At 41.2% G+C, this 26075-nt stretch carries 10 protein-coding genes and 1 pseudogene; 8 read left to right on the plus strand and 3 right to left on the minus strand.

Features of this window, described 5'->3' with window-relative positions; genetic code table 11:
- Nucleotides 1-699: 699 nt before the first annotated feature.
- Both L2672_RS13085 and L2672_RS13090 read right to left on the minus strand, forming a co-directional pair.
- On the minus strand, nt 700-12078 hold the full coding sequence (locus L2672_RS13085) for an Ig-like domain-containing protein (RefSeq protein ID WP_248996294.1): 11379 nt from the start codon (nt 12076-12078) through the stop codon (nt 700-702).
- 640 nt (nt 12079-12718) lie between these two features.
- Nucleotides 12719-12937, minus strand: a pseudogene (locus L2672_RS13090) (DUF1289 domain-containing protein); the annotation flags it as partial.
- 128 nt (nt 12938-13065) lie between these two features.
- Between L2672_RS13090 and L2672_RS13095 the strand changes: the two are divergent.
- The 7 genes from L2672_RS13095 to L2672_RS13125 all read left to right on the plus strand — a co-directional run bounded on the left by L2672_RS13095 (nt 13066) and on the right by L2672_RS13125 (nt 21648).
- On the plus strand, nt 13066-14439 hold the full coding sequence (locus L2672_RS13095; protein ID WP_248996295.1) for a methyltransferase: 1374 nt from the start codon (nt 13066-13068) through the stop codon (nt 14437-14439).
- Nucleotides 14440-14738: 299 nt separating this feature from the next.
- Nucleotides 14739-15788 carry a 3-oxoacyl-ACP synthase III gene (locus L2672_RS13100; RefSeq protein ID WP_248996296.1) on the plus strand — a complete coding sequence of 350 codons (1050 nt, stop codon included), beginning with the start codon at nt 14739-14741 and terminating at the stop codon, nt 15786-15788.
- A 77-nt stretch (nt 15789-15865) separates the two neighbouring features.
- Nucleotides 15866-16753, plus strand: coding sequence for an alpha/beta fold hydrolase (locus L2672_RS13105; protein WP_248996297.1), 888 nt, complete (start codon nt 15866-15868; stop codon nt 16751-16753).
- A 90-nt stretch (nt 16754-16843) separates the two neighbouring features.
- Nucleotides 16844-18526 (plus strand): olefin beta-lactone synthetase, encoded by a 1683-nt coding sequence (oleC, locus tag L2672_RS13110; RefSeq protein WP_248996298.1) that lies wholly within the window; start codon nt 16844-16846, stop codon nt 18524-18526.
- Complete coding sequence (oleD, locus tag L2672_RS13115) at nt 18526-19590, plus strand: 2-alkyl-3-oxoalkanoate reductase (protein ID WP_248996299.1); 1065 nt, start codon at nt 18526-18528, stop codon at nt 19588-19590. Before oleC ends, oleD begins: the two co-directional genes overlap by 1 nt.
- 219 nt (nt 19591-19809) lie before the next feature.
- On the plus strand, nt 19810-20319 hold the full coding sequence (locus tag L2672_RS13120) for a hypothetical protein (RefSeq protein WP_248996300.1): 510 nt from the start codon (nt 19810-19812) through the stop codon (nt 20317-20319).
- Between the two features lie 141 nt (nt 20320-20460).
- Complete coding sequence (locus L2672_RS13125; RefSeq protein WP_248996301.1) at nt 20461-21648, plus strand: trans-sulfuration enzyme family protein; 1188 nt, start codon at nt 20461-20463, stop codon at nt 21646-21648.
- 263 nt (nt 21649-21911) lie between these two features.
- Here L2672_RS13125 and L2672_RS13130 read toward each other — a convergent pair whose 3' ends face one another.
- A complete protein-coding gene (locus tag L2672_RS13130) occupies nt 21912-22655 on the minus strand; it encodes a tRNA (adenine(22)-N(1))-methyltransferase (RefSeq protein WP_248996302.1) in 744 nt (247 codons plus the stop codon).
- Between the two features lie 153 nt (nt 22656-22808).
- On the opposite strand from L2672_RS13130, the gene L2672_RS13135 reads away from it, so the two are divergent.
- Entirely contained in the window at nt 22809-26027 is a 3219-nt protein-coding gene (locus L2672_RS13135; RefSeq protein ID WP_248996303.1) for a DEAD/DEAH box helicase, read from the plus strand.
- The last annotated feature ends 48 nt before the right edge of the window (nt 26028-26075 follow it).

The raw sequence follows: 26075 nt of genomic DNA on the forward strand, positions 1-26075 counted from the left end.
GCCTCTTTGGAGTGAATGCATATATGTCTTACTATAATGGTGTTATCGCTTTAATTTGTCTGAAAAGTGGCTTGATATATTTGAATTATAACCAATATCGGGTTGACTAAAATGTCTATAAAACGGGTTAAGGTGAATTTAAAATTAGAATTGATATTATTTAATTTTTAATAATCTATAGAATACCTAAACTTGCTATAAGTCATTGATAAGTTTGTGTTTAGGTATTGAAGGCTGATTATTTAAATGAAACTTTTCTATTTATATATCAGTATTAATACGATTATTTATAATTTTTAATACTTACAGTAGTTTTTATGCAATGCTTTGTTCAATGTGAGGTAAATTTATCCACTTTAAACATTGTAATTAGTCACAAAGTTAAATCTTTAGATAAGAAGACGGTAACAACCTTTATTTGCCTGTTTAACGAATAGGGGAGAGTGGTGGAAGTTAGTATTTTAGGGGGATTAATCTCGGCTTGAGTTGGTTCATTTCAGACTATATATGAACTCATGATTAACAATCTATTATCAGTTCACATTCCATCTGTTGGGTGACTAAACCACGACACCACTACAATATATCAGCCTACAATTATTTTAATGAAGAATGCGAGGTGTTTCGTTGAGTGCGTCTATATTAGACATAAAAACAGGCGCATATAGCGCCTGTTTTATGTTGAGTAAGCTTTACTGCCTAGAAGTGATACTTAAACCCTAAAGTATATAAGTTGGCGTTATTAGCTTCGAAATCAATCTGCTCCCAGTTCAAGGTTATTGACCAGTTAGGCGTAAAGTCATATTGCAAGTTTGCGCCATAAAACAGGTCTTCGCCATTAATCTCATCATAGCCTCTTAACAGCTCACTTGAGTAGGTATTAAAGTGACCTTCCCAAATGAAGTAACCTGCTTGTAAGCCTAGTGAAAAGCGATCATTAAAGTAGATATTATACCCAAGTGAGGCATAGTAGCCTTTGCCTGACTCAGGGTGAACCTCTTCAATCGCATCAAAAAACGCACTAGGATTAATATAGGTTCCTGAAATATCAATTGTCACTCTTCCGGCATCTTTATAGCCCGCTTCTAAATACCAACCTTTAGTGAAGCGGTATCCAAAGAACAAATTACCGGCCGTGTCCTGAGTATCAATGTCAGTAACATGAGCATTGAAATTGGCTGCCACAAATTGCTTATCTATATCCATTGCTGTGTAAGCGTAATCAACTACGCCTAACTCAGCCCCAACATACCAATGATCAAAACTGTCATCAGCGTGAGCCTGTTTAGTCGTTAACGGTGACACCGCTAATAAAACTAAAGGTATTGACATCAATTTCATCATAGTATTTGGAGTCCTTGTTCTAAATAAAGAGAGTAGCATTAGGCCAAATAAGCTGATAAATCCTAATGAGCCACCTTTACCACCACCTTCAGTGGTAATGGTTTCATCAACAATGATGGCAACTTTAGGTTCAACCACTACACTCACTTTGGCAGTTGCTATCCCCCCTTGACCATCGCTAATACTGTAAATAATCACATCATTACCGATAAAGTTCATTGGTGGGGTGTAGGTGATACTGCCATCTTGCTCAATCACAACTTGACCTAAGTTTGCCGCAGCACTGAGTATTCTGATCGAGTCACCATCAGAATCAACATCGTTATTTAATACTTCAATATTGGTTGAGGTATTTTCTTTAACGGTAACAATGTCGTTTTGTGCTTGTGGTGAAACGTTATCACTGACTGGAATTGCGACACCACTAGGGTCAACTATTTGACCGTTCGCAACCCCATCATCATCGTTTGGACCGCCATCTTGAATCCCTAATTGTACACACCAGTAACCAGGCATTAATCCATCAACCCACTGGCTTCCACCAGGAGGAGGACAGAAACCGTTATCACCGAGTGCACTCTGTACAGTATTCATGCTGTCTTCAACAAAGTCAATCCAGCCCAATTGAGGGTGATATTTACGATAAAGCGCGCCGTCTGGAATCACCTTAGTTTGCGGGATCACGATATGATAAGTCTGACCAATAGTTGGTAAGTCTTTCACGGTGATATCGTAAATACCGCTGTGATTAGTTGCCTCAAGATCTTCCGGTAACTCATCAGCTAGCGAGTTAATGTTACTGTCTGTTAGACCGGCTGCAGCATTACTACTAATCAGGCCGAAGAAGCCAACTTGTAGACACGAACCAGGTTCACCTTCAACTAAGAAGCTATCTTGTTCGTTACTGATACCTAATATGACATTACATTCGTCATGACTATCAAGATAGTCAGGTATGCCATTATTATTGCTATCAGCATAGCCTTCATTAGCATCTGACAGTAAATCGCCGTCAGCATCACCGTTATCACTTAGCTCAGTTAGCGTTTCTACGACATTGATGTAAACCGATGCACTGCTAGACAGTGGGGTGACACCGTTATCTTCCACTTCCAGTGTAATAACATATACACCCGTGTTTAACTGACTCGGATCGATAGTGTAGCTGGTAAACAATGAGTCGACATCCATCGCTTCACCACGAGTGACTTTCCACTCATAAGTATGACTGTCTTGTTTGTTTTGATCTCGGACTTGGCTATAAATCACCACGTCACCCTGATCTTTCGCTACGGTCATACGGCTTACACCGTCTTGACGTGCAGTCAGTTTCACCGTTGGGGCAATATTGCCTTCACTAATGGTAAACACTTGGTCAAAGTTATTACCTCTATTGACTTCACTAGACAAGGTAACAATGAGTGACTCGTCATTTTCCATTTGCATATCTGCTAAGATATCAAACGAAATATTGGCTGAGTTACCTTTAGTTACCGTGATAATGCCTGATGTAAGCGTGTGGTCATTGCCATCAGATGTTCCAGATATCGTGTAAGGAATATCAAGCGGATATATTGGCGACATACCATTTAGATATACGCTTAATTTGGCTTGACTATCTTCGATTACAGCGGTGTCTTTACCTAATGACACTAATGGTCTGACATTCACTTGCTGCTTAACTACGGTGACATTACCGTCATCATCTACAGCACGCCATAAGGCATAGTTTTGTCCAGGCTCAAAGTAGTTCACATTATCAACCAATGAAACAGGCAGTGGGTGACCAAAACGGTCTACTGCTGTGGCTACGCCTAAATCAACTTTTGTATATAATGCTTGCGCGTCTACCCAAACTGTTCCTGGTGGGATAATAACTGGGCCATCAGGATTGGGTTCGACATTAATAATGACTTGAGCACTATCGAAGCTACCTAGGCCATTACTGGCAACATAATTAACGATAACCGTACCACTGAAACCCGCTGGAGGTGTGAATACTAATTCACCATTAATTATGTCAACTTCACCTGTTGTAGCGGTTGCAGAGGTGACTGAAAGCGAATTACCTTCTGGATCATTGTCGTTATCAAGTACGTTAAGTGTAATACCGACATTTCCAGGAATCGTAAATTCATCATCCACAATGTTGATAGGCTCAGGTATGCCATTGATTACTATGTCAACAAAGGCAATTGCTGAATCGTATTCACCATCGTTTACACGGAAACTAAATCTGTCAGAACCATTGTAATCTGCATTGGGAACATAGATTAAGTTAGGTGCATTACCCTCTAACGTACCATTTAGCGGCTGACCTTCGATGCTGTAAGTGAGTGCGTCTCCGTCGTCATCATTACCGATTAAGGTTAACGGTAGTGAAACGTCTTCGTCGGTCACAAAGTTCATCGAAACGGCTGTTGGAGCATCATTGGTATTTAATACCGTAAATGTCACCTCAACAGGGTCTGAGTCGACTTCGCCATCATTAACCGTAAAGATAAAGCTATCTTGACCGTCAAATCCTGGATTGGGTACATAGGTTAGGCGAGGTGCCGTGCCTGTTAATACGCCATTGGCTGGTTGACTTACTAAGGTGTACGTTAAGGTCGCTCCTTCAATATCAGAACCTGTTAGGGTGAATTGTACGCGACTGTCTTCATTTAATGTGTAGCTAGCCGCGTTCGCAATTGGAGCGTCATTAATAGGCATGATGCTCAATGAAACGGTTGCCATATTACTTTCTAAGCCAGTGCTATCACTCACTTTATAAGTAAAGGTATCGTAACCGTTGTAATTTGCATTCGCCGTATAAGTGACTACGCCAGAGCTGCTATCAAGCGTGATGCTACCAAATGCAGGTGTGTTAACTATTGTTACACTGGCCACATCAAGCATGCTATCAACATCTACATCATTGCCTAAGATGTTAATCAATTTCGATTGCTCATCTTCAAGCATTGTGATGTCGTCATCATTGGCAACAGGTGCGTCATCTACTGCCGATATCGTTAAGCTTACTGTCGCGATATTGGAGAATACTGCAGACTCTGTCGCACTACCGTTATCACTAACAATGTAGCTGAAGCTGTCACTACCATTGAAGTCTTGATTAGGCGTATACGTAACCAGCCCTGTAGTAGTATCAATAGTAACTACACCATTTAATGGTTGTTGGGTAATCACAACTGAGTCAACGGCAACCTGACCATCTTCAATATCCGTGTCATTTTGTAAAATATCAATAACGACTGCGGTATCTTCTAAGGTAGATGATGAATCATCTACAGCAACAGGTGCGTCGTTAATACCAAGAACACTGATAAACACGGTCGTCACATTACTGACCTCGCCATTTTTATCTGAGACTTGATATTGGATGAAGTCTTTACCCACATAGTTTTTCTCAGGTATGTAGGTCAGTTTTCCATCTATCACATCAACACTCAGAGCGTGGGCAGGTTGCTGAACAATAACCACACTACTTGGGTCTAATTCATCTCCATCAACATCAGTATCATTAGCTAATAAATCAACCGTGAAACTAACGTCTTCGTCAGTTTGAATTGTATCATTTACCCCAACAGGAATATCGTTCACTGGTGATATGGTGATATCAACAACAGCAATATTTGATTCCGCATTAGCGTTATCGGCCACTTTATAACTGAACGTATCCGTACCGTTATAATCAGCATCAGGAGTGTAGTACACCGAGCCAGATGTTGGGCTAATAGATAATTGACCATGACTTGGTTGCTGCATAATCATGACATTTGACGCCACTATGCCGAACTCTTCATCTATATCATTTGCCAAGATATCAATAGTCACCGAGACATCTTCGTCTGTTGTAGCCACATCATCTGTTGCTACTGGTGCATCATTGGTATTGGTAATGGTAAACACCACCACGATGGTATTCGAGTTAGCGACACCATCTGTGGCTTGGTAAATAAATGAATCAGTGGAAGATTCACCTCCATCATGAACATAGGTAAATGTACCATCACTGTTAAGGGCTAATGTACCGTGGGTGACGTCATTAACCAGTACAGCAGTCATGTCATTACCGTCTAGGTCATAGTCATTACTTAATACGCTCGCACCCACAACGGTATCACCTTCAATCAGTGAGTAAGTTGGATCGGCTACGGCAACAGGCGCGTCGTTAGGACCAGGGTGAAGTTCAGTATAATCCGATACTCCATCACCATCACTATCGATGTAATCTGCACCATTGTTTGGATCGGTTCCTTCGATTATTTCAATGTAATCAGGTACGCCATCACCATCGGTATCTTTAAAGTTGAACTCATCATTAGGATCCGTTCCTTCAATGATTTCTTGGTAATCAGGAATACCGTCGTTGTCACTGTCTTTAAAGCTATTTTCATCAAGTGGGTCAGTACCATCAACAATTTCTTGATAATCTGGCACACCATCGCCATCAGTGTCTTTAAAGTCAGTTGGATCTAGAGGGTCAGTACCATCAATATTTTCTTGATAGTCCGGTACACCATCACCGTCTGTGTCTAAGAAGCTAGTTGGATCAGTTGGGTCAGTACCATCAATCTTTTCTTGATAGTCCGGTACACCATCACCGTCTGTGTCTAAGAAACTAGTTGGATCAGTTGGGTCAGTGCCATCAATTTTTTCTTGATAGTCTGGTACACCATCACCGTCTGTGTCTAAGAAACTAGTTGGATCAGTTGGGTCGGTACCATCAATCTTTTCTTGATAGTCCGGCACACCATCACCGTCTGTGTCTAAGAAGCTAGTTGGATCAGTTGGGTCGGTACCATCAATCTTTTCTTGATAGTCCGGCACACCATCACCGTCTGTGTCTAAGAAGCTAGTTGGATCAGTTGGGTCAGTTCCATCAATCTTTTCTTGATAGTCCGGTACCCCATCACCGTCTGTGTCTAAGAAGCTAGTTGGATCAGTTGGGTCAGTACCATCAATCTTTTCTTGATAGTCCGGTACACCATCGCCGTCTGTGTCTAAGAAGCTCGTTGGATCAGTTGGGTCGGTACCATCAATCTTTTCTTGATAGTCCGGTACACCATCACCGTCTGTGTCTAAGAAACTCGTTGGATCAGTTGGGTCAGTACCATCAATATTTTCTTGATAGTCTGGCACACCATCTCCATCAGTGTCTTTCACACTGGTTGGATCATTCGGGTCAGTACCATCAAGACCTTCTTGATGATCGGGAACGCCATCTCCATCACTGTCTTTAAAGTCAGTTTTGTCGTTTGGATCAGTTCCGTCTTGTATTTCTTTATAATCAGGAACGCCGTCACCATCGGTGTCTTTAACACTGGTTGGGTCGTTCGGGTCAGTCCCTTCAAGTCCTTCTTGGTAATCAGGTACACCATCGCCGTCAGAGTCGATATTTTCGTCAATATCGGTAATGGTAATACTGATATTTTGTACGACATTTAAGCTTGGTGTACCGCTGTCTGCTGCGGTTACCGTGATGTCATACGTATTGTTTGCACCACTGTCTAACGGGGTTTCGTAGTCAGGAGCCACTTTAAAGGTGACCTCACCGGTGGCACTGTTAATGTTAAACAATGCGGCATCGGTGCCTGATAACGTATAGGTTAAGCTATGGCCATCTTCGTCTGAGGCATTAACATCAATCGCATTGACGTCATTCTCAAGTAAGCTAACACTTGATGCACTGATCATTACAGGCGCATCGTTAACGTCGGCTACTGTAATAGCGATTGACTGAACATCGTCTAAGCTACCGTCGTTTGCGGTGACAATAATGTCATAGACATTATTACCGCCATTGTCGCCAGGAGACTCGAAGTTAGGTGCAGCTTTAAAGGTTACAATACCGGTGTTGACATCGATATTAAATAGTGCCGAATCTGTACCACTTAAGCTATAGGTTAGCGTATCACCATCGGCGTCAGTTGCATTTACATCTATCGCAGCGGTTTGATTTTCATTAACCGTTGTCGTTGCAGCACTCGTAATTACCGGTGCGTCATTCACATCAATAACGGTCACAGCAATGGCTTGACTGTCAGTCAGTATTGGGGTGCCGTTATCTGTTGCTGTGACGATAACATCATAAATATTATTGCCACCAATATCGGTAGGGGTTTCAAAGTCTGGGGCAATAGCAAAAGTTAATACACCGGTGGCAGGATCAATGGTAAATGCCGCTGCATCAGTGCCAGACAGGGTATAAGTAATAGTGTCTAAGTCTTCATCGGTTGAAGTGGCCGTAGTTACCGCTGTGGTATTTTCTGCCACACTCACAGCAGCAGTCGCTAAGCCACCATTACTGGTAATAACAGGATTATCATTAACATCGGTAACCGTAATATTGATTGCTTGGGAGTCAGAGTAAGTTCCGTCTGTCACACTGACGATAATGTCATAAACATTGTTAATGCCACTATCAATAGGAGACTCAAAGTTAGGGGCAGCTTTAAAGGTTACTACACCACTAGCAGGGTCAATATTAAATTTAGTATCATCAACACCACCGCCAAATGAGAACGTTAGTGTTGGGTCATCAATGGCATCGACATCAATAGCGGATGTTTGATTTTCTTCAACGGTTGCATTGTCGAGACTACTAATGACTGGCGCAACATTATTGGCTGCAGTCCAGCTCGAGAAGCCATCAACTCCTGTTAATGTAAGCTTATTATTAGCCGTGCTAAGCGTTGCGGTAGGTTGTTTTGTCCAGGTTGCTTGGCTATCGATTGATTTATAAAGGGTTAATGTCGATTCAGTAATGCCATTTAACTCAGTATCGTAGTAATTAAATGCTAAGGTGGCATTTAAACCGGCATTAGTTGTTGGTGTAATATCAAACTGTCTAATTGTTGCAGTGGCATTGGTTAGATTTTTATGAGTACGAGTCACAACAGTGCTGCCCATATTGGCGGCTGTGGTGAGTGTTGCACCTAAACCGGCCACATTGTCATCAGTAATATTACTTAATGTGCGAGTGGTTGTTAGCTTACCGGTTTCTAAACTGTCGCTGAACTTGCCATCTAGCTCGTAAAGGGTGGCATTGTCGTCAAAGGTAAGGGTATTACCGTTAATGTCTATGTCACTATTTAAGAATAGGTGACCACCAATATTGACATCAGATGTAATGGTAGCTGCCACACCTTGGTCTATGACCATATGGTTAACGGTCGGCGTTGAGGTAATAATAGGGGCCGTTGGAGCTGCGGCATAAATACCCACGTTATCGGATGGTGCAGGTAACGTGTATTGACTCCAGTTATCGGTGTTTGCCCAGTTATCATCTAAACCACGCCAAGTGTTAAATGCACCAGAAATTACCCAATCAGTATCGTCCATGCCAGTCAAGGTGCCATGATTACTGCCAGAGGTGAGGTCAAATAGGGTCGTGCCTTCAATTTGGTCAAAATTATAGTAGGCCACTAAGCTGGTATCGTTTATTGGCACCGAACGCATCATGGTTTTACGAATATTCTCTGGACTCAGTGCTGTATTCCATATTCTTAACTCATCAACGTTGCCCTCAAAGAAAGGTGCTGCAACAGTATTACCACCAATATTTAGAGTTGAAGTGTTATAAACAGTGACAGCAAAACTACCTGTCATTTCTTCTACACCGTTAACATATAAGCGATAAGTTGAGCCGTCATAGGTACCAGCAATATGGTTCCATTCATTTGCAATCAGCGAATCCCCCGTGGTGACCGTTTGACCTGAAAGTTTAGCGATAACAGCAAGGTTATTATGGAATAACGATGGGGTTTGACTTGAACCATCCACATCACCGAAAATCATTTTTTCAGTACTGTTTTGGCTGCTAGCTGGAATAAATACCCAAGCCTCTTGAGTAAATGTGCTGCCGTAATTGGCGACAGACATTGACACAATATCATCAATACCGTCAAATTCTAAAGACTGAGATTTGGGGGAAATATCTTCACGATAAATGGCATTATAATTACTAGAATAGGTTAATCCTGTTCCATCAGAGTTATAAAATAATCCGCCAAATTGGCCAGCAATTAACGCAGCAACACCTGTACTGTCGTAATAGTTACCGGTATATAGTTCAATACCACCACCAACTCCGGTTGCAATTTGCCCAGAGCGATACACGATATCACCACCAGATTCAACTCCACCAGCAAAGCTGTCACCAGCAGAAATGGTAATAGCAGGGACAGAGGTTGAAGTGGTTAATAGATTCGCATCGATGACAATATCGCCACTTTCACTGGTTAAGGTAATATCACCCAGTCCAGCATCAAGTGGTGTGTTAAGTGCAATAGCATCGACGCCATCAAGGTGATCGTTTTTAATGACGGTATAGTTAACATCACCATTGGCGGTCACGGGCATGTTTTGAACAATAGTACCGCCCCAAATAGTGACGAAACCATCAATATTAATAGCTTCTTCTATGAGCACATTTGAATCATTTGAGCTTTTACCAATGGTCAGCCCTGTTGCGGTATTGACTAAGCCTGCATTTTGATTTGAAAAGTCAGCAATGAAATTCGCATTTAATGGTTCAAACGTCACTGTTCCATAGGTTGATATTTGTTGACCAGCATTAAATGTAATCGTGTCGGATTGATACAACACATCCCCGCCAGAAGAGGTAGAACTACTGGTGACTGAAATCCCCGCATTTTGAACAACGGCAGTATCGCCGTGAAGGGTAATATCTCCGCCGGTTGAGGCACTAGATAATAAGTTATTCGCTAAGGTCACCGTGCCACCATACAACCCAATCGGTCCGTTAACCGTAATCGGGTCAGTGACGGTGATATTACTGGTATTGGTAAAGTTGTAGCCAGTGTCTGTGGCGATTCCCGTGCCTAAGTATTCACCAATAACAAGGCCGCCCATGTTTGCGACATTTTTTAAACGAATATTATTTGAATGGGTGTTACCGGGGATTTGAGTTAAATAATCAGGATTAGCCGTTGTGCCAGTCCAGTCAAAATCTGCTATGAAAGCATTGTTATAAGGGGCGAGAGTTAATTTTCCTGTTGTGGTTATTTGAAGCTCATGTGAAGCATTGTTATAACCTTCAATTTCGTCAGCAATAATGGTGATATCACCAGTGCCAGCATCAAGATAGTTGTATGAAGGTGCTAAAGAACTACTACCGTCTAGCCCTAATCCGCGCTGGCCACCAGAAGCAAAAGTATCACTTGCCCAAATAAAAATATCACCACCGTTAGTCGTAATACCGTCTTCAAAATCTACTGGGCTATGCGTACCGTTACCTGAACCCACTGCGGGGCCATCCCCCACATTTATTCCATTCCAAATTTGATTTACAGTACCAGAGCTGTCATCGGTGGATGAACCACCAATCCAAACGTGACCTCCATTAGTATCAACGGGCCCTCGAATAGCAACACCGCCACGGTTTGTGTTCATAAAGTCAGACCAGAACACGACATTGAGTGCAGAGTTAGTAGCTTGAATTTTACCTGTATCTTTTACCTCAATATCACTGTTTGCTCTTAATGTCAGTGTTGAGGTAGCTCCGCCAGTTTTTAGAATATCAGAGTTAATAATAAGTGGGTCAGTACCCGCAGTTCCAGCAAATCGAGCTTGCAGTAACATGTCGCCAGCACTGGTACCTAAACTGATTAGTGGTTTGTTTATTTCAATTCTATCAGCATAAATATTAAACCCTCCGGTAACTTCTAAGCCATCTATACCGGGTAAGTTGTTATCATAATTATGAACAAATGTATGGACGTTATTAGGTCCACCATAGTTAAAATTACGTGGAGGAGTGTTAAACTTAAACAAATCTGAATAAGCGGGGCCTCCCAGGTTCATATTGCCAGTATCCGTGGTTAATGTGCCACCATCTGACCACCAAGTGAAGTCACCTTTAACGGTGAGGTTCATTGGCATATTCCAAGTAAAACGTCTTCCGCGTAAGGTCACACTACCAGTATTGGTTGTAATACTGTTGAAACCTGGCCAACCATGAATACCTTCACCACCAGTGTTATTGGCACCGCCCCATAAATACACATCCCCACCACCTGTTGCTGATGAAGTATCAATATCTTTGTATAGGTCAATGGCATTACCGGTAACTTGAAAGCCAATTTTTCTCGCGGGTTCATGGCCAACGGTTAAGCCATTCCAAGTTTGGTCAGTACCGCCACCACCAACCCATAAGTGGCCGCCGTTGGTCGTGATTTCAGGGACTTGTACCCCATGATTATCAGCTCCGCCGACACGAGCCCTAAGTACAACGTTTAAAGCACCGACGGTAGAAGTAATAGATCCGTTTCCCTCTCCTGATGCATTAACATGCCCTGTAGCGGCAATAGTAAATGTGGCGTCTGCCCCTCCGGACTTGACAATATCTACAGCATTGGCAATGTAAACTTCTTCATTCGCTCCTGTAGATTTAACGGTAACATCAGTACCAGCACTAAGTAGGGCGTTGATGTCAGCAACATTTATTTGGCAATTACTGCCACTGAAGTTGCCTCCCACCTGTGTACAAGCTGTTACTGGAGCTGTGGACTGTATATCGACTCTAGCGTAAGAATTAAAGCTTAATGCACATAAACTTGAGAGCATTAAGGTCTTGACGACAAATAAAGGCTGACTAAATTTATTAATCGCCTTCGTTTTACTATGTTCACCCATACACAATGTGTGATGGAGGTGTTGATTGACCTGATAGTTCAATCTTTTAGCGCTTGATCGTTTAGATTTAAACATACTTTAATTCTCACATTTGGTCATATTCCGATGACAGTACAACACGCAACAAGTGCATATTCCTTACATTTGTCCATATGTATATGGATAAGCAGTCAACATGGAGGGGGAATTAACTAATAATATAGTCAGTTCTTTGAGGTCTGATTTCTCTATAATCTAGTTAAACTAGGCTTTGAGGAGGGGAACGCTACAGTCTTTGTTTTTACAACTTAGTGAGTCCCTTTTTCAATGCCTTGTCCATTTTTTGCTTTGCGTCTTTAAGCATTAATTTATTTAGTACCATTCACATGTGGTAAATAAATCAAAAGCTAATGACATTCTAAAACATTGTTTGACCGCTATAATAAAGGTAGACCATGTAACTAGTTGTGCAATATTTGTATCAAAAAATAGTTGTTTTTGTGAGGCTTAGGTGACTTCAGCCGCTTTAAAAGCTTGGGGATAAATGAGTGTGTATTTTTAATGCATTGTTTTAAAGGTAAATTTTATTTTAGTGCGACCTTTCTGTTTAAAGTTGGAACATGTTTTTCATTTTTTTTCTTGGCGCGCTAATTGTTGGTGTTTGTTTGATTTTTTGTTGTGATTGTGTTGGTTTATTGTTTTGCTTGTGTTTTGCTTGTGTTTTATTTTGCCTGTTGAGGTTGGTTTCAGCGGCTAACCACTTCTTTCTACTGAGTGTTTGGCTGTTGTTAATGCCTGAGAAATACTTTTTGCGTTCATCAAGCTGTAACAAAATTTGTTGTTTATCTATGTCAGTGGCTGATGACCAACTAACAATTTCATTAATATGTCGATAACACCCCATGCAATAATCATCTTCATTTAAACCACAACGAGCAACACAAGGGGAGTGCATATGAAACGTCCTTTATTATTTGCAGTATCAGCATTTAAGTATTTTATTAAGCTATAGAATACCATGACTATTTAAGGGCTGTTACAATTAGCATTAATTTGATTAAGCTAATTTTGCGGCACGAGTTGATGAGCAACAAAAACACTGCTGATGTGGAACAACAAATGATATTAACTGGCCTCTCAGAGCAAATGAAAGGCGACGCGGAACAGTTATCTCAGCTCTCTTCTTTATTATTTCAAACTCAGTCCTTATGGAAAGTGGTTGCGTTTGACTATAAAGACTTACCCTGGAAGCAAAACTTTCCAGCCTTGTGTGATGCATTATGGCAAATTGACGATAACGAAATTGAAGCCATTGATACTTGTTCAAATACTTTAGTGGCAAGGTTGTTGCCGTATCTGATTAAAGATTATAAAGCGCAGCACAATGAGACGCTTATTCCATTATTAACCTTGCTTGACGATGATATTAATAAAACGGTGGCTAAAACCAGCTCGGGTTTATGTTCCGCACCGCAACCAGTAAACCCAACAATAACTGAAACCGAAATGAGCCATTTTAATGCAGGCATTAAAGCAAGGAAGTGGCAACAGATTCGACGCTTTACTCAAAAGGTTTTTGTGCCCAAAGATAATTTACCAGTCTTGGAGTGGTGTGCTGGAAAAGGGTATTTAGGCCGCTGGGTGGCAAAGTCACAACAGGTGCCTGTTACTAGCTTAGAATGGCAAAAGTCTTTGTGCGAACAAGGACGGATATTTGCCCAAAAATGGCAATTGCCGCAACAGTTTATTTGTGCTGATGCATTTGCGCCTATTGAGCTGAATAACGAGCAATCAGCAATAAAAAAACATCAACATGCTATTGCGCTGCATGCTTGTGGAGACTTACATGTAAGGTTGTTAACGCTTGCCAGTAAAGTGGGCACTCAACAAATTTCAATTTCCCCTTGTTGCTATCATTTGATTGAACACCAGTATTACCAAGCTTTATCCACAGTGGCTCAGGACTCGAGGCTTCAATTGTCCCGTCACGATCTGCAACTGCCTTTGCAACAAAGTGTTATTGCTAACCGTAAACAAAACGATTTAAGAAAAAAAGAAATTGCCTGGCGCTTAGGGTTCGACTGTTTACAGCGTGATATCAATCAAGTTGACCGTTATTTACCGATACCCACAATAAAGCAAAGTCAGCTATCAGGACGCTTTAGTGATTTTTGCTTATGGGCCGCAGAGCAAAAAAACGTGCCTTTAACAAAAAACATATTGAATGAAGCCCAATATCAAGACTATTTACAACAAGGGTTATCACGTCAAAAGGTGACTCAACGAATCGATTTAGTAAGACATTTGTTTAGGCACCCTATTGAGCAATGGTTATTGTTGGATAGGGTGTGTTTTTTGCAGCAACATGGCTATCAAGTTGAGTTAAGTGAATTTTGTTCTGAAGATATTACCCCAAGAAATGCATTAATCCATGCCAAGAAAGTTGATTTGGTTTGAATTTTGCTATTAAGCGATTGTTTCAACAGTTTTATTTTAGAAAAACTTGATTGATTCAACTATCTAGCAAGACACTAATCATTAACATAGTGTGAATTAATTAGTAAAACAAAGCGGCTTTTTAGCGTTTTTTATTGCAGTTTTAAGTCATTCTTGTTCAAATGTCGGGTTAATAATGAATTACAACAAATCAACCCCTCAAACAGCGCTATAGTGTCAATTAAGTTGAGCTTAAATAGTACTGTACTTTAGAACCGTTAAAGTTCGAGTGGATTGAGTTAAAGTGAACAAATGGTTTAATGAAATACTCTCGCGTGTTTATCAATAGTCTAGCGTATGAGCTAGCACCTCAAGTTGTCTCAAGTCTTGATTTAGAATCTCGCCTTGCGCCTTTATACAAAAAGTTTCGTATTCCTATGGGGCAACTTGCTGCATTAACAGGAATTAACGAGCGTCGCTGGTGGCCTAAAGGCCATCGTTTATCTGATGGCGCCATTGCTGCAGCAAATAAAGCGGTTAACGAAACCGGTATAAACGTTGCTGATTTAGGCGCGGTAGTTTACACCGGTGTTTGTCGTGACCAACACGAGCCTGCAACAGCGTGCCGAATAGCCGCTGAATTAGGCGTGTCTAAAGACACCGCAATTTACGATATCAGTAATGCTTGCTTAGGTGTTTTATCAGGTATTCTTGATATTGCTAACCGTATCGAGCTTGGCCAAATTAAAGCGGGTATGGTGGTTTCGTGCGAATCAGCTCGCGATATTGTTGAGGCAACCATAGACCATATGTTAGCTGAGCCGACGATGCAAAATTTTGCGCAGTCGTTAGCAACCTTAACCGGTGGCTCAGGCGCAATTGCGGTGATATTAACGGATGGAAGCTTACCGCTTAAAAATACTCGTCAGCATCAATTGTTAGGGGCGAGCCATTTGTCTGCACCAGAACACCATAATTTATGTGAATGGGGCTTACAAGAAGCTGGTCATATGCTTTATCGTGAGTTTATGCGTACAGATGCGGTTGCTCTATTAAAAGAAGGTGTTGATTTAGCCAAACACACTTGGGACCATTTTCTTGCTCAGCGAGACTGGGTTGTGGAACAGGTCGATAAAGTCATTTGTCACCAAGTGGGGGCTTCAAATCGCAAGCAAGTATTAAACGCATTGAATATTCCACAAGAAAAAGAATATCCGACGTATCAAACCTTGGGCAATATGGGTACGGTATCTTTACCTGTAACCGCTGCTATTGCTCATGATGAAGGTTTTTTACGCCAAGGTGATCAGGTGAGCTTTTTAGGTATTGGCAGTGGTTTGAACTGCATGATGTTAGGGATTAAATGGTAGGGATAACGGGTAAACTTTATTTATCCACCTTTAATGATTAACTTACTGAAACAAATCAGTATTCGATTGGAAACATCATGACGTCGTACACTAAACAATTACAATCATTACTGCCTTTTGAGTCTCACTTTTTAGACCGTAAAGGTATAAAACTGCATTACATTAATGAAGGCCAAGGCGAACCTGTAGTAATGGTGCATGGTAACCCAAGCTGGAGTTATTATTACCGCAATTTGGTCAGTGCATTGAGCGAAAACCATCAATGTATTGTACCTGATCATATTGGCTGTGGATTATCAGACAAACCTGACGACCCACAATATGACTATACCCTTAAAAATCGTATTGATGATTTAGAAGCGCTATTGGATAGCTTAGGTATCGACAGCAATATCACTTTAGTTTGCCATGATTGGGGCGGGATGATTGGCACGGGTTTCGCTGCGCGTCATCCAAAGCGAATTAAACGATTAGTGTATTTAAACACCGCCGCATTTCACTTGCCAGAGTCAAAGCCATTTCCACTGGCATTGAAAATTTGTCGTGATACCGTGCTAGGTACGGTGTTAGTGCGTGGTTTAAATGCGTTTTCTTCCGCTGCATCATACGTAGGTGTTAAACGTAAACCAATGGATAAAGCGGTAAGAGAAGCCTTTGTGGCGCCGTTTAACTCTTGGGAAAATAGAATATCTACTTTACGTTTTGTGCAAGATATTCCACTTAAACCCGGTGATAGAAATTACCAGTTAGTGAGCGATATTGCCGACAGTTTGTCTGAATTTGCCAATGTACCCACATTAATTTGTTTCGGCCTGCAAGATTTTGTATTTGATAAGCACTTTTTAGCCGAATGGCGCAAAAGAATGCCTCATGCCGAAGTCCATGAATTTGCTGATTGTGGTCACTATATTCTTGAAGACGCTAAAGATGAAGTTATTGAGCTAATTCAAAACTTTATGAAATAGCGCCATAACAATAAAAGCTCTTCGGAGCTTTTTTTATGTCAATTTGTGCTAGCTTTTACCTCTTAATCGAAAGCGAATATTAACAATATTATGTCTGAATCATCTTTATTAAACGCTAATTTATGTCGACACTTACAGGACGCCGCTGAGCATTCGACAGACTTACTTGCCGTGGCGGTTCAACATGCCAAAGGCCAACATTATTCCTATGAAGAACTGACCTTTGGCCAACTGCATCAGCAATCAGACCATATGGCTTTTCAGTTGAATCAAGCGGGTATTCAAAAAGGCATGAAAGCGGTGCTTATGGTGACCCCCAGTATTGCCTTTTTTAATTTAACTTTTGCTTTATTTAAAGCTGGAATCGTGCCTATTTTGGTCGACCCAGGTATGGGCATTAAAAACTTAAAACAATGTTTTGCAGAAGCCAAGCCAGATGCATTTATTGGTATACCCAAAGCGCATATTGCCAGGCGAGTTTTAGGCTGGGGCAAAGAAACCGTAAAACACTGTATTAATGTTGGCGGTAACGGGTTATTACAAGCGTTAGCGGGCTGTAAGACATTACCTTCTACTCCTTCTGCAACCACTAAACCTTACCCTATGGTTAAATTGGCCGAAGACGACATGGCGGCCATTTTATTTACCAGTGGCAGCACTGGCACGCCAAAAGGGGTGGTTTATAGCCATAAGATGTTTGAAGCTCAAATCAGCGCTTTAAAGCAAGATTATGGCATTCAAGTGGGCGAAAGAGATTTGGCGACATTTCCATTGTTTTCATTGTTCGGCCCCGCATTAGGCATGGCCTCAATAGTGCCAGATATGGATGCCAGTAAACCCATTAAAGCAAATCCGCAGCATTTGTTTGCCGCCATCGAGCAGTATCAATGCAGCAATATGTTTGTTAACCCTGCGTTGTTAGAGCGTTTAGGTGCAGCGGGTGAGCAAACACAACATAAATTAACCAGTATTAATCGGGTTATTTCAGCAGGCGCCCCAGCCACTATTTCGTCTATTAAGTGTTTTAGCAACATGCTTCACCCAGGTGTTGAGGTGCTGAATTCATACGGTGCTACAGAGTCTTTACCTATTAGTAAAATTCAAAGTAGTCAATTATTTACCACTACAGATACCACAGATACAGGTGGTGGTATATGCGTTGGCCACGCTATTGAAGGTGTTGAAATTGCGATTATTGATATCACTGAGTCTGTGATTGAGCTGTGGGATGACAGCCTAACATTACCGGCAAATCACATTGGTGAAATAGTGGTAAAAGGCCCCATGGTCAGCCAGCAATATTATCAACGTGATAGTGCTACCGCGGCAGCGAAAATAGCGGATAACAAGGTGATGCGCCACCGCATGGGTGATGTAGGCTACCTTGATGAGCAAGGCTTATTATGGATGTGTGGTCGAAAAGCACATCGAGTTGACGCAACACAACAAGGTGAGTTTTTAAAACGCTATTTTTCTATTCCTTGTGAGCGCGTTTTTAATACCTTACCTGAGGTGAAACGCAGTGCATTAGTGGCGATTAATATTAATAACAATGTTGTACCGCTACTGTGTGTTGAGCTTAATCAGTCGGTAAACTGCTCAAACTCAAAAGCATTATATAAAGCGCTAAATGATATTGCTGAGCAATATGAGCATACCAAGGGAATTGAGCGGTTTTTAATACACCCTAAGTTCCCTGTGGATGTGCGCCACAATGCAAAAATATTTCGTGAAAAACTGGCGGTTTGGGCGCAAGTAAAGTGGAAAGAATAATGAGTAATTTAACCAAGTCGTTAACTGATTTTAGTGAATTAGAACAACAGGCTTTATTAGCATTAAAACAGCAAGTGTCTAAAGTTTTTGTTACTGGGGCAGGCGGTTTTTTAGGCTACGCCATTTGTGAACGCTTAAATGCGGCAGGTATTGAAACCGTTGGCTTTGCCCGTAATCAATATTCAAGCTTAACTGACCTTGGCATTAACAGTGTGCAAGGTGATATAGCCAATTTGCAGCAAGTTACGGATGCTATGCAAGGCTGTGATTTAGTGTTTCATGTGGCATCTAAAGCTGGTGTTTGGGGCAGTAAACAAAGTTATTTTTCACCCAATGTAGATGGGGCAAGCAATATTATTAATGCCTGCCAAGCTCTAGGCATTAAATCCTTGGTTTACACCAGCACCCCAAGCGTGACTTTTAGTGGTGAAGATGAAAATGGCATTGATGAAAGCGCTCCTTATGCGCATACATTTTTAAATCATTATGGTGAGTCTAAAGCCCGTGCTGAAAAAATGATGCTTAATGCAAATAGTGCTAGCTTGAAAGTCACCGCACTTCGGCCTCACTTGATTTGGGGGCCTAATGATCCTCATCTTGTGCCACGGGTTATTGAACGTGCCAAAGCCGGCAAACTGAAATTAGTCGGCAAACAAGACAAACTGGTCGACACCATTTTTATTGATAATGCTGCTTATGCCCATATTCTAGCTGCAGTAGATTTAACCCAAACCGCAAAATCGGCAGGCAAGGCTTACTTTTTAAGTAATGATCAACCTATTACCATGGCGCAAATGCTCAATAAAATTTTAGCCTGTGTCGATTTGCCGCCAGTAAATAAACGGGTTCCAGCTAAATTGGCTTATGGTGTGGGAGTATTGCTTGAAACCATTTATGGCGCGCTTAATAAGCAACAAGAGCCGATAATGACCCGGTTTGTGGCTAAACAGCTTTCTACTAGCCACTATTTTAATATTAGTGCAGCAAAGCAAGATTTAGGCTATCAACCGATTGTTTCAATTGATGATGGAATGGAAAAACTTGCTCAGTATTTGGCGAAATAACAGCCATTAAATTCAAGACTTTTTTACCACAAGTCCCAAGCATAAACATCAGCCACAGACTTTAGTGTAATAGACAGCTTTGTCGTCTTAGTTATGATTGTGGTTAGTGTTGAATTTTAAAGTATAACGTTAGCTATAAAGCTAATGTATAAAAATAGGTCAGCAAATTGCTGACCTATTTTTTATGGATTTATTTCAGATTTAAAGGATTAAAAATTAATGCTTTACTCGTATCCAGTTGTCATCGCTACCTCAGTGTTAATGTTTATTTGCGCGACTATTTCGCCGCTAACCTATTCGCCGCTAACCTATGCAGCAGAGCACAATAATGGGCGATCAGGTGTTTCATCTGCTTCAATGAAGACAGAACAGCAAGCCAACCCAATACAAGGAACATGGCAACTAGTATCAGGCCGATATTTAAATGAGCAACAGCAATGGGTTGATTATGCCAGTTTAAACTTATCGGCCATTAAAATTATCGCTGCTTCGCATTTCAGCTTCACTACCGTGCAACAAACTGCAACCGGTCCTAAATTTTGGGCGGCGGGAACCGGCACGTACCAACTCACCAATACGACATATACCGAACAACCTAGCTTGAACTCGTTTGGGGCGGTCGTAGGTCAAGAGTTTGTATTTGAATACCAGCTTAAAAACAACCAACTGCATACTCAGCGTGTTGAGAATGGAGACCTGCAAGAGGTAGAAGTATGGCAGCGTTTGTGAATGTGCGTGGCGTAACATTGTATTTACAATTGGGCCGATGGTTATTTAGTCTACCCGCATTGGTTATCTTACTCAGCAAGGTATCTTAAGTCTTACTCATCAATGAAAAAATCAAAATAACAAGGTGAGAAAGGAGACCCAATGCAATCAAATCAACAGGCTAAATGGAATTTAGCCACTTTAGCGATTCACGGTGGACATCAAGAAGAAGCTTTTGGTGCGCTAGTGACCCCATTATATCAAAGTGCCACATTCACCTTTGACAATGCTCAACAAGGCGGTGCTCGTTTTGCTGGTGATGAAGCTGGGTATATTTATACCCGTTTAGGTAACCCCACAACGGCAGAGCTTGAACGAAAAATGGCTTTATTAGAAAGCGCAGAAGATGCAGCAGCATGTGCATCTGGCATGGCGGCGGTATCAAGTGCCTTACTTACTCATTTACAAGCCGGTGATCACATAGTGGCTTCTAAAGCCGTATATGGTTGCACATTCTCGTTAATGACCGCGCAATTAACTCGGTTAGGTATTGAAGCCACCTTAGTTGATTTCACAGATATGCAAGCGGTTGAGCAGGCGATTCAGCACAATAGCAAAGTATTATTTTGTGAAACACCCGTTAACCCCCATCTAGCGGTGTTTGATATCGCTGCCATTGTTGCACTGGCGAAAAAACATCAATTAATTTCTATAGTTGATAACACCTTTATGACCCCATTGCTGCAAAAGCCGTTAACCTTGGGAATAGACATGGTGATTCATAGTGCGACAAAATACTTAAATGGCCATGGTGATGTGATTGCCGGAATGGTTTGCGGCAGTGCAGAACATATTCATAAACTCAAATTTGAAGTATTAAAGGATTTTGGCGGGGTGATATCGCCCCATGATGCTTGGTTAATTTTACGCGGTTTAAAAACCTTAGATGTCAGACTAGCGCGTCATTGTGATAACGCAGAAGTATTGGCTCAGTATTTAGAACAACATGCCGCTTTTGGTAAGGTGTTTTATCCTGGGTTAAAAAGCCATCAAGGTTACCCACTGATTGGTCGGCAAATGAAACGTGGGGGCGGAGTTATTGCATTTGAGCTAAAAGGAGAAAAGCAAAATGCCATTGATTTTGTTAACCGCCTTAAGTTATTTACCATTGCGGTGAGCTTGGGTGATGCAGAGTCATTGATACAGCACCCCGCATCAATGACTCATTCCCCTTATAGTCCTGAAGCCAGACTTGAGGCTGGGATCAGTGATAACTTATTGCGTATTTCTGTTGGGCTTGAGCATGTTGATGACTTAATTGCTGACATTGAGCAAGCGCTGTCTTGTTAACCTGATCTGCGGATAACAACTTGCTTTCTAGAGCCTATTTTTACTGATAACTGCGTTAAATTTGTTTGCAATACGACCCCATGGATGGGGGAGGTAGAGCGACGTTGGAACCAAAGCCGAGACTAGCTATTGACGCACAAATTTGCCTTGTTCTAAGCAAAAATATCTCTCTAGAAATATATTTTAAAGTACACCTTAAATAAATTAGTGTGTTAGCTAATCTCTTATCCACACCTCAGGTTAGTTAACGAGAGGCAGCAACATTAACTTAACTGCTGTAAAACATGTTGGTATCCTGCAACAAGGTTATCTACTTGCTGGCCTTTGTTGTGGGCAACTTTTTGATAATGGTTAATCGTAACGGTTAAGTATCGCTGCAAATCGGCTGTCTGTAATGTGGATGCTGGATGACTGTTACGAGGCAACTGCCAGATTTTGTCACCAAACAAACTGACTAAAGGGTTGTTTAGTGGTTTTGATGCAGCCAAACCTTCAGCTTGATAACGCACATAAACCAGTTCATAAAAACGCTTATTTTCAGTGACTAATAGCTCATCTAGTAGACTACATCGATGTTGAATTAACGTTGAACGTAAAGTCGCCACCTGAAGCACAGGGCAAAGTAAAAAGTCGAGAGTTAGTTGAGGGTTATTTTGAATCAAGCTATTGACCATAGAGGCCATTAGGTCACCACCAACACCAGCAATAACAATAAGTTGTGTACCGTTATAATCAGCTAACGGCAGTTTTGCCACATCTTGGGTGTGAACACTCCATTGGGGTAAGTGGGCATTAGAGTCTGTGGCGATAGGGTAAAAGCGTTGCAGCTTTTGCTCAACTGTCGCCATTAGATCGGGCACTATATCAACAAAATGAATCTGTTTAGCCAATTGTCGGTTAAGCATTTCGGCCCCAAGTAAGCCATGATCGCAACAGCAATCCCATATGTGTTGATATTGCATGGGGATCATATCAACGATGCTTGATAACCTGTGACCGAGTTTCATAACTTACCTGAAGCTGTTTGAGTGAGCATAGAGTTACGTTGTAAATGAATATAGCGGCGAATTTTATAGATATTCCAGTCAATCTTCCATAAAATGATACGTTAACTTTTTTGCCGTTGTTTCCATTAATCACGGCGCAAATAGGTATTCTGAATGTCGGCTAAACTGTTTAATCTTCCTATCAAGTTGTCTCATGAGCTATTGGCTAAGTTATTTACCGCCACTCAGCTGCAAAAAGCACAAAACTATTTAATTCAAGGAAGAGTATTAGAAGTCAGTGCCAGTAAAGATAATCATAATATTGAAGCTTACACTCAGGGCGCTGCAGAAGAGCCTTACCGACAAGATATTAGTTTAGTTAACGTAAACCATAAAGTGATTATGCGCTCATACTGTACTTGCCCTGTAAGGCGAGACTGTAAGCACGTGGCTGCCGCTATGTTGGCGTTAATTGATAATAAACCTGTAGAAGAGCAGCGGGTATCTCAGTGGTTAACCCAACTAACCCATTTAGATCAATTTCAGCAAGCTGTAGATGAAGATAACCCGCCAGAGAGAATTATTTATAGCTTATCTAGTGACCCTCAAGGGGTATATGTTGAGCTTAAAAAAAGTAAATTAAATAAAAAAGGCATGTATAACCGAGGTAGCAAACAAACGATTAACGACTTCCGTTTACACTTACCTTGGTGGTTAGGGCCAGAAGATAAACAAATTATTGGGTTACTTTTTGCCAATAATTTACAAGGCAATAAAGTTTATCTAGACGGTGAAATTGGCTACTTAGCATTAATGAAAATGATTCAAGCAGAAGTGGCCTTTTGGGAAGATAACCGTTTTCCGTTAACGGTTGGAGATAGCGTTGCTCCCGAGTTTGTTTGGGCTGAAATGGATAAAAACCATACCCAAATGCAAATGACCATGCCTGGGCTAGAAAACTGGGAGTTTATTGCCACTGAGCCGCCAATGTTTATTGAACTAGACTATTTACGTTTAGGTCAAGTAGACACAGATTTAACGGCCAGCCGATTAGCATTATTACAAAAAATGCCGCCGGTACCTAAGAATAAATTAGATCATATTAGCCATGCATTGTTACAGCATTTTCCGTCTAAAGTTGTGCCAATTCCCACTGAAATAGAATTTAAAGAAATTAGCCAAATGCTAAAAACTCGGCTGACGTTTTGTTTAATCGAAACCACTGATAGCGTGAGTTTGCAGCCTGCTATTAGAGTCGAATTTCAGTACGGTGAAATCAGCTTTGATCCTAAAACACAATTTGAAGCTATTAGCTTAATTAAAAAAGCTAATGTGCAATATCAAGTACACCGCCAAATTAGCGCTGAACAAAGCAGTTTATCCACCTTAAACACTCTGCAATTACAGCCTCTGCCGCCACAAAGTTTATTGCCTGAGCAACAAGGTCAATACTGGGTGTCTTTGGGGTATCTACCAGAGCTAATTAACGACTGGTCTATATTAACGTCAACAGGTATAGAAGAATTACAAGCCCAAGGTTTTGAGGTCAGTTATTCAGCTAATTTTGACTTGAATATTGTTGATGCCGAACTGGATGTTGATATTGATGATCAAGATGAGTCTGGCTGGTTTTCCTTATCGTTAAATGCCGACATAGACGGCCAGCGAATTTCATTATTAGCGCTGGTGGCCCGTTGGTTGCAACAACATGGTGAGCCGGATGATGAACAAGAGCTTATTCTACCCAGTGAAAATGGTCGTTTTATTAAAATTAAAGCTAAATCCATTAAGCCTTTAGTGTCAGTGATTCAAGAGCTTTTTCATCGTCACTCAACAGATGTGATTGAAATTCCGAGAAATAGAGCCCACTTACTTAATGACCTCAGTGCCAGTGAAGTGCGCTTGCTTAATGGCGAGCGCGTTAGATTGCTTGCAAGCAAGTTAGCGTCATTTAACGGCGTCACGCCGATTGAGTTACCCAACGGCCTTAATGCCACATTGCGAGATTATCAAAAGCAGGGTGTCGACTGGTTGTGTTTTTTAAAAGAGTTCCAGCTAGGCGGCATATTAGCGGATGATATGGGGCTGGGTAAAACCATTCAGGCATTGGCTTTTTTATTGTATATCAAGCAAATAACACCTGTGTCTGAGCGTAAGCCAAGCTTGATTGTATGTCCTACAAGTTTAGTGGGTAACTGGAGTAAAGAGGCAGAGAAGTTTACCCCAAGCTTAAAAGTGATAGTGATTCATGGAAGCCAGCGACACCAGTGGTTATCGCAAATTGGTGACTATGACTTGGTTGTCACCACTTATCCATTAATTATTCGCGATGAAGAAATTTATCATCAGCATGTTTTTGAACATATTATTCTAGATGAAGCACAACAAATTAAAAACGCTCAAGCTAAAGTCACTCAGGTGATTAAAACCTTAAAAGGTCACTTTAGATTGTGCTTGTCTGGCACTCCGTTAGAAAATCATTTAGGTGAGTTAAAGTCGTTAATGGACTTTTGTTTACCTGGGTTATTAGGACAACATACTTATTTTAATAAAGAGTTTCGCTCACCTATTGAAAAACAAGGTGATATCGAAAAGTCTTCTTTGCTAAGCCAACGTATCGCGCCCTTTATGCTTAGACGTACCAAAAAACAGGTTGTGGCCGAACTGCCTGAAAAAACAGAAATAATACAATCCCTTGAACTTGAGAAAGACCAACGTAACCTTTATGAGTCTATTCGATTAGTGATGGAGAAAAAACTTCGTGAATTATTTGCTCAAAAAGGGGTTTCTAGTAGCCACATCGAGTTTTTAGATGCGCTATTAAAGTTAAGGCAAGCTTGTTGTGACCCTCGGTTAGTGAAGTTAGAGCAAGCTCAGCATGTGCACGATAACGCAAAACTAAATTGGCTAGTGCAAAACTTGCCAGAAATGCTTGAGGAAGGCCGCAACGTATTAATTTTTAGTCAGTTTACCTCTATGCTGACGTTAATTGAACAAGCATTAGCTGAGCAAGGTATCAGCTATAGTAAGTTGACTGGGCAAACTAAAAACAGACAAGCACAAATTGACGCGTTTCAAGAAGGCGATAACCACGTGTTTTTAATCAGCTTGAAAGCGGGTGGAACAGGGTTAAACTTAACCGCCGCAGATACCGTGATTCATTATGACCCATGGTGGAACCCAGCTGCTGAGCGCCAAGCCACAGACCGAGCCTATCGCATCGGCCAACAAAATCCGGTGTTTGTGTATAAATTAATTGCCCAAGGGACAGTGGAAGAAAAAATTCATGCCATGCAACAACACAAACAAGGCTTAGCAGATTCGATATTGGCTGATGGCAAGCAAGGACCTTGGAAAGGGACTGCTGATGATTTACTGTCGCTATTACAGTAAGCAACAGTAAAACAGCAGTGGCTCTAGAGTTGGTGTAAGAGTTGAATA

This window comes from Shewanella gaetbuli (assembly GCF_023284065.1).
GTDB lineage: Bacteria > Pseudomonadota > Gammaproteobacteria > Enterobacterales > Shewanellaceae > Shewanella > Shewanella gaetbuli.

Coding starts and splice junctions, on each gene's coding strand:
- L2672_RS13135 (WP_248996303.1), top strand. CDS start 22,809: ATGTCGGCTAAACTGTTTAATCTTCCTATCAAGTTGTCTCATGAGCTA.
- L2672_RS13095 (WP_248996295.1), top strand. CDS start 13,066: ATGAGCAACAAAAACACTGCTGATGTGGAACAACAAATGATATTAACT.
- L2672_RS13125 (WP_248996301.1), top strand. CDS start 20,461: ATGCAATCAAATCAACAGGCTAAATGGAATTTAGCCACTTTAGCGATT.
- L2672_RS13100 (WP_248996296.1), top strand. CDS start 14,739: ATGAAATACTCTCGCGTGTTTATCAATAGTCTAGCGTATGAGCTAGCA.
- L2672_RS13085 (WP_248996294.1), bottom strand. CDS start 12,078: ATGTTTAAATCTAAACGATCAAGCGCTAAAAGATTGAACTATCAGGTC.
- oleD (WP_248996299.1), top strand. CDS start 18,526: ATGAGTAATTTAACCAAGTCGTTAACTGATTTTAGTGAATTAGAACAA.
- L2672_RS13130 (WP_248996302.1), bottom strand. CDS start 22,655: ATGAAACTCGGTCACAGGTTATCAAGCATCGTTGATATGATCCCCATG.
- oleC (WP_248996298.1), top strand. CDS start 16,844: ATGTCTGAATCATCTTTATTAAACGCTAATTTATGTCGACACTTACAG.
- L2672_RS13120 (WP_248996300.1), top strand. CDS start 19,810: ATGCTTTACTCGTATCCAGTTGTCATCGCTACCTCAGTGTTAATGTTT.
- L2672_RS13105 (WP_248996297.1), top strand. CDS start 15,866: ATGACGTCGTACACTAAACAATTACAATCATTACTGCCTTTTGAGTCT.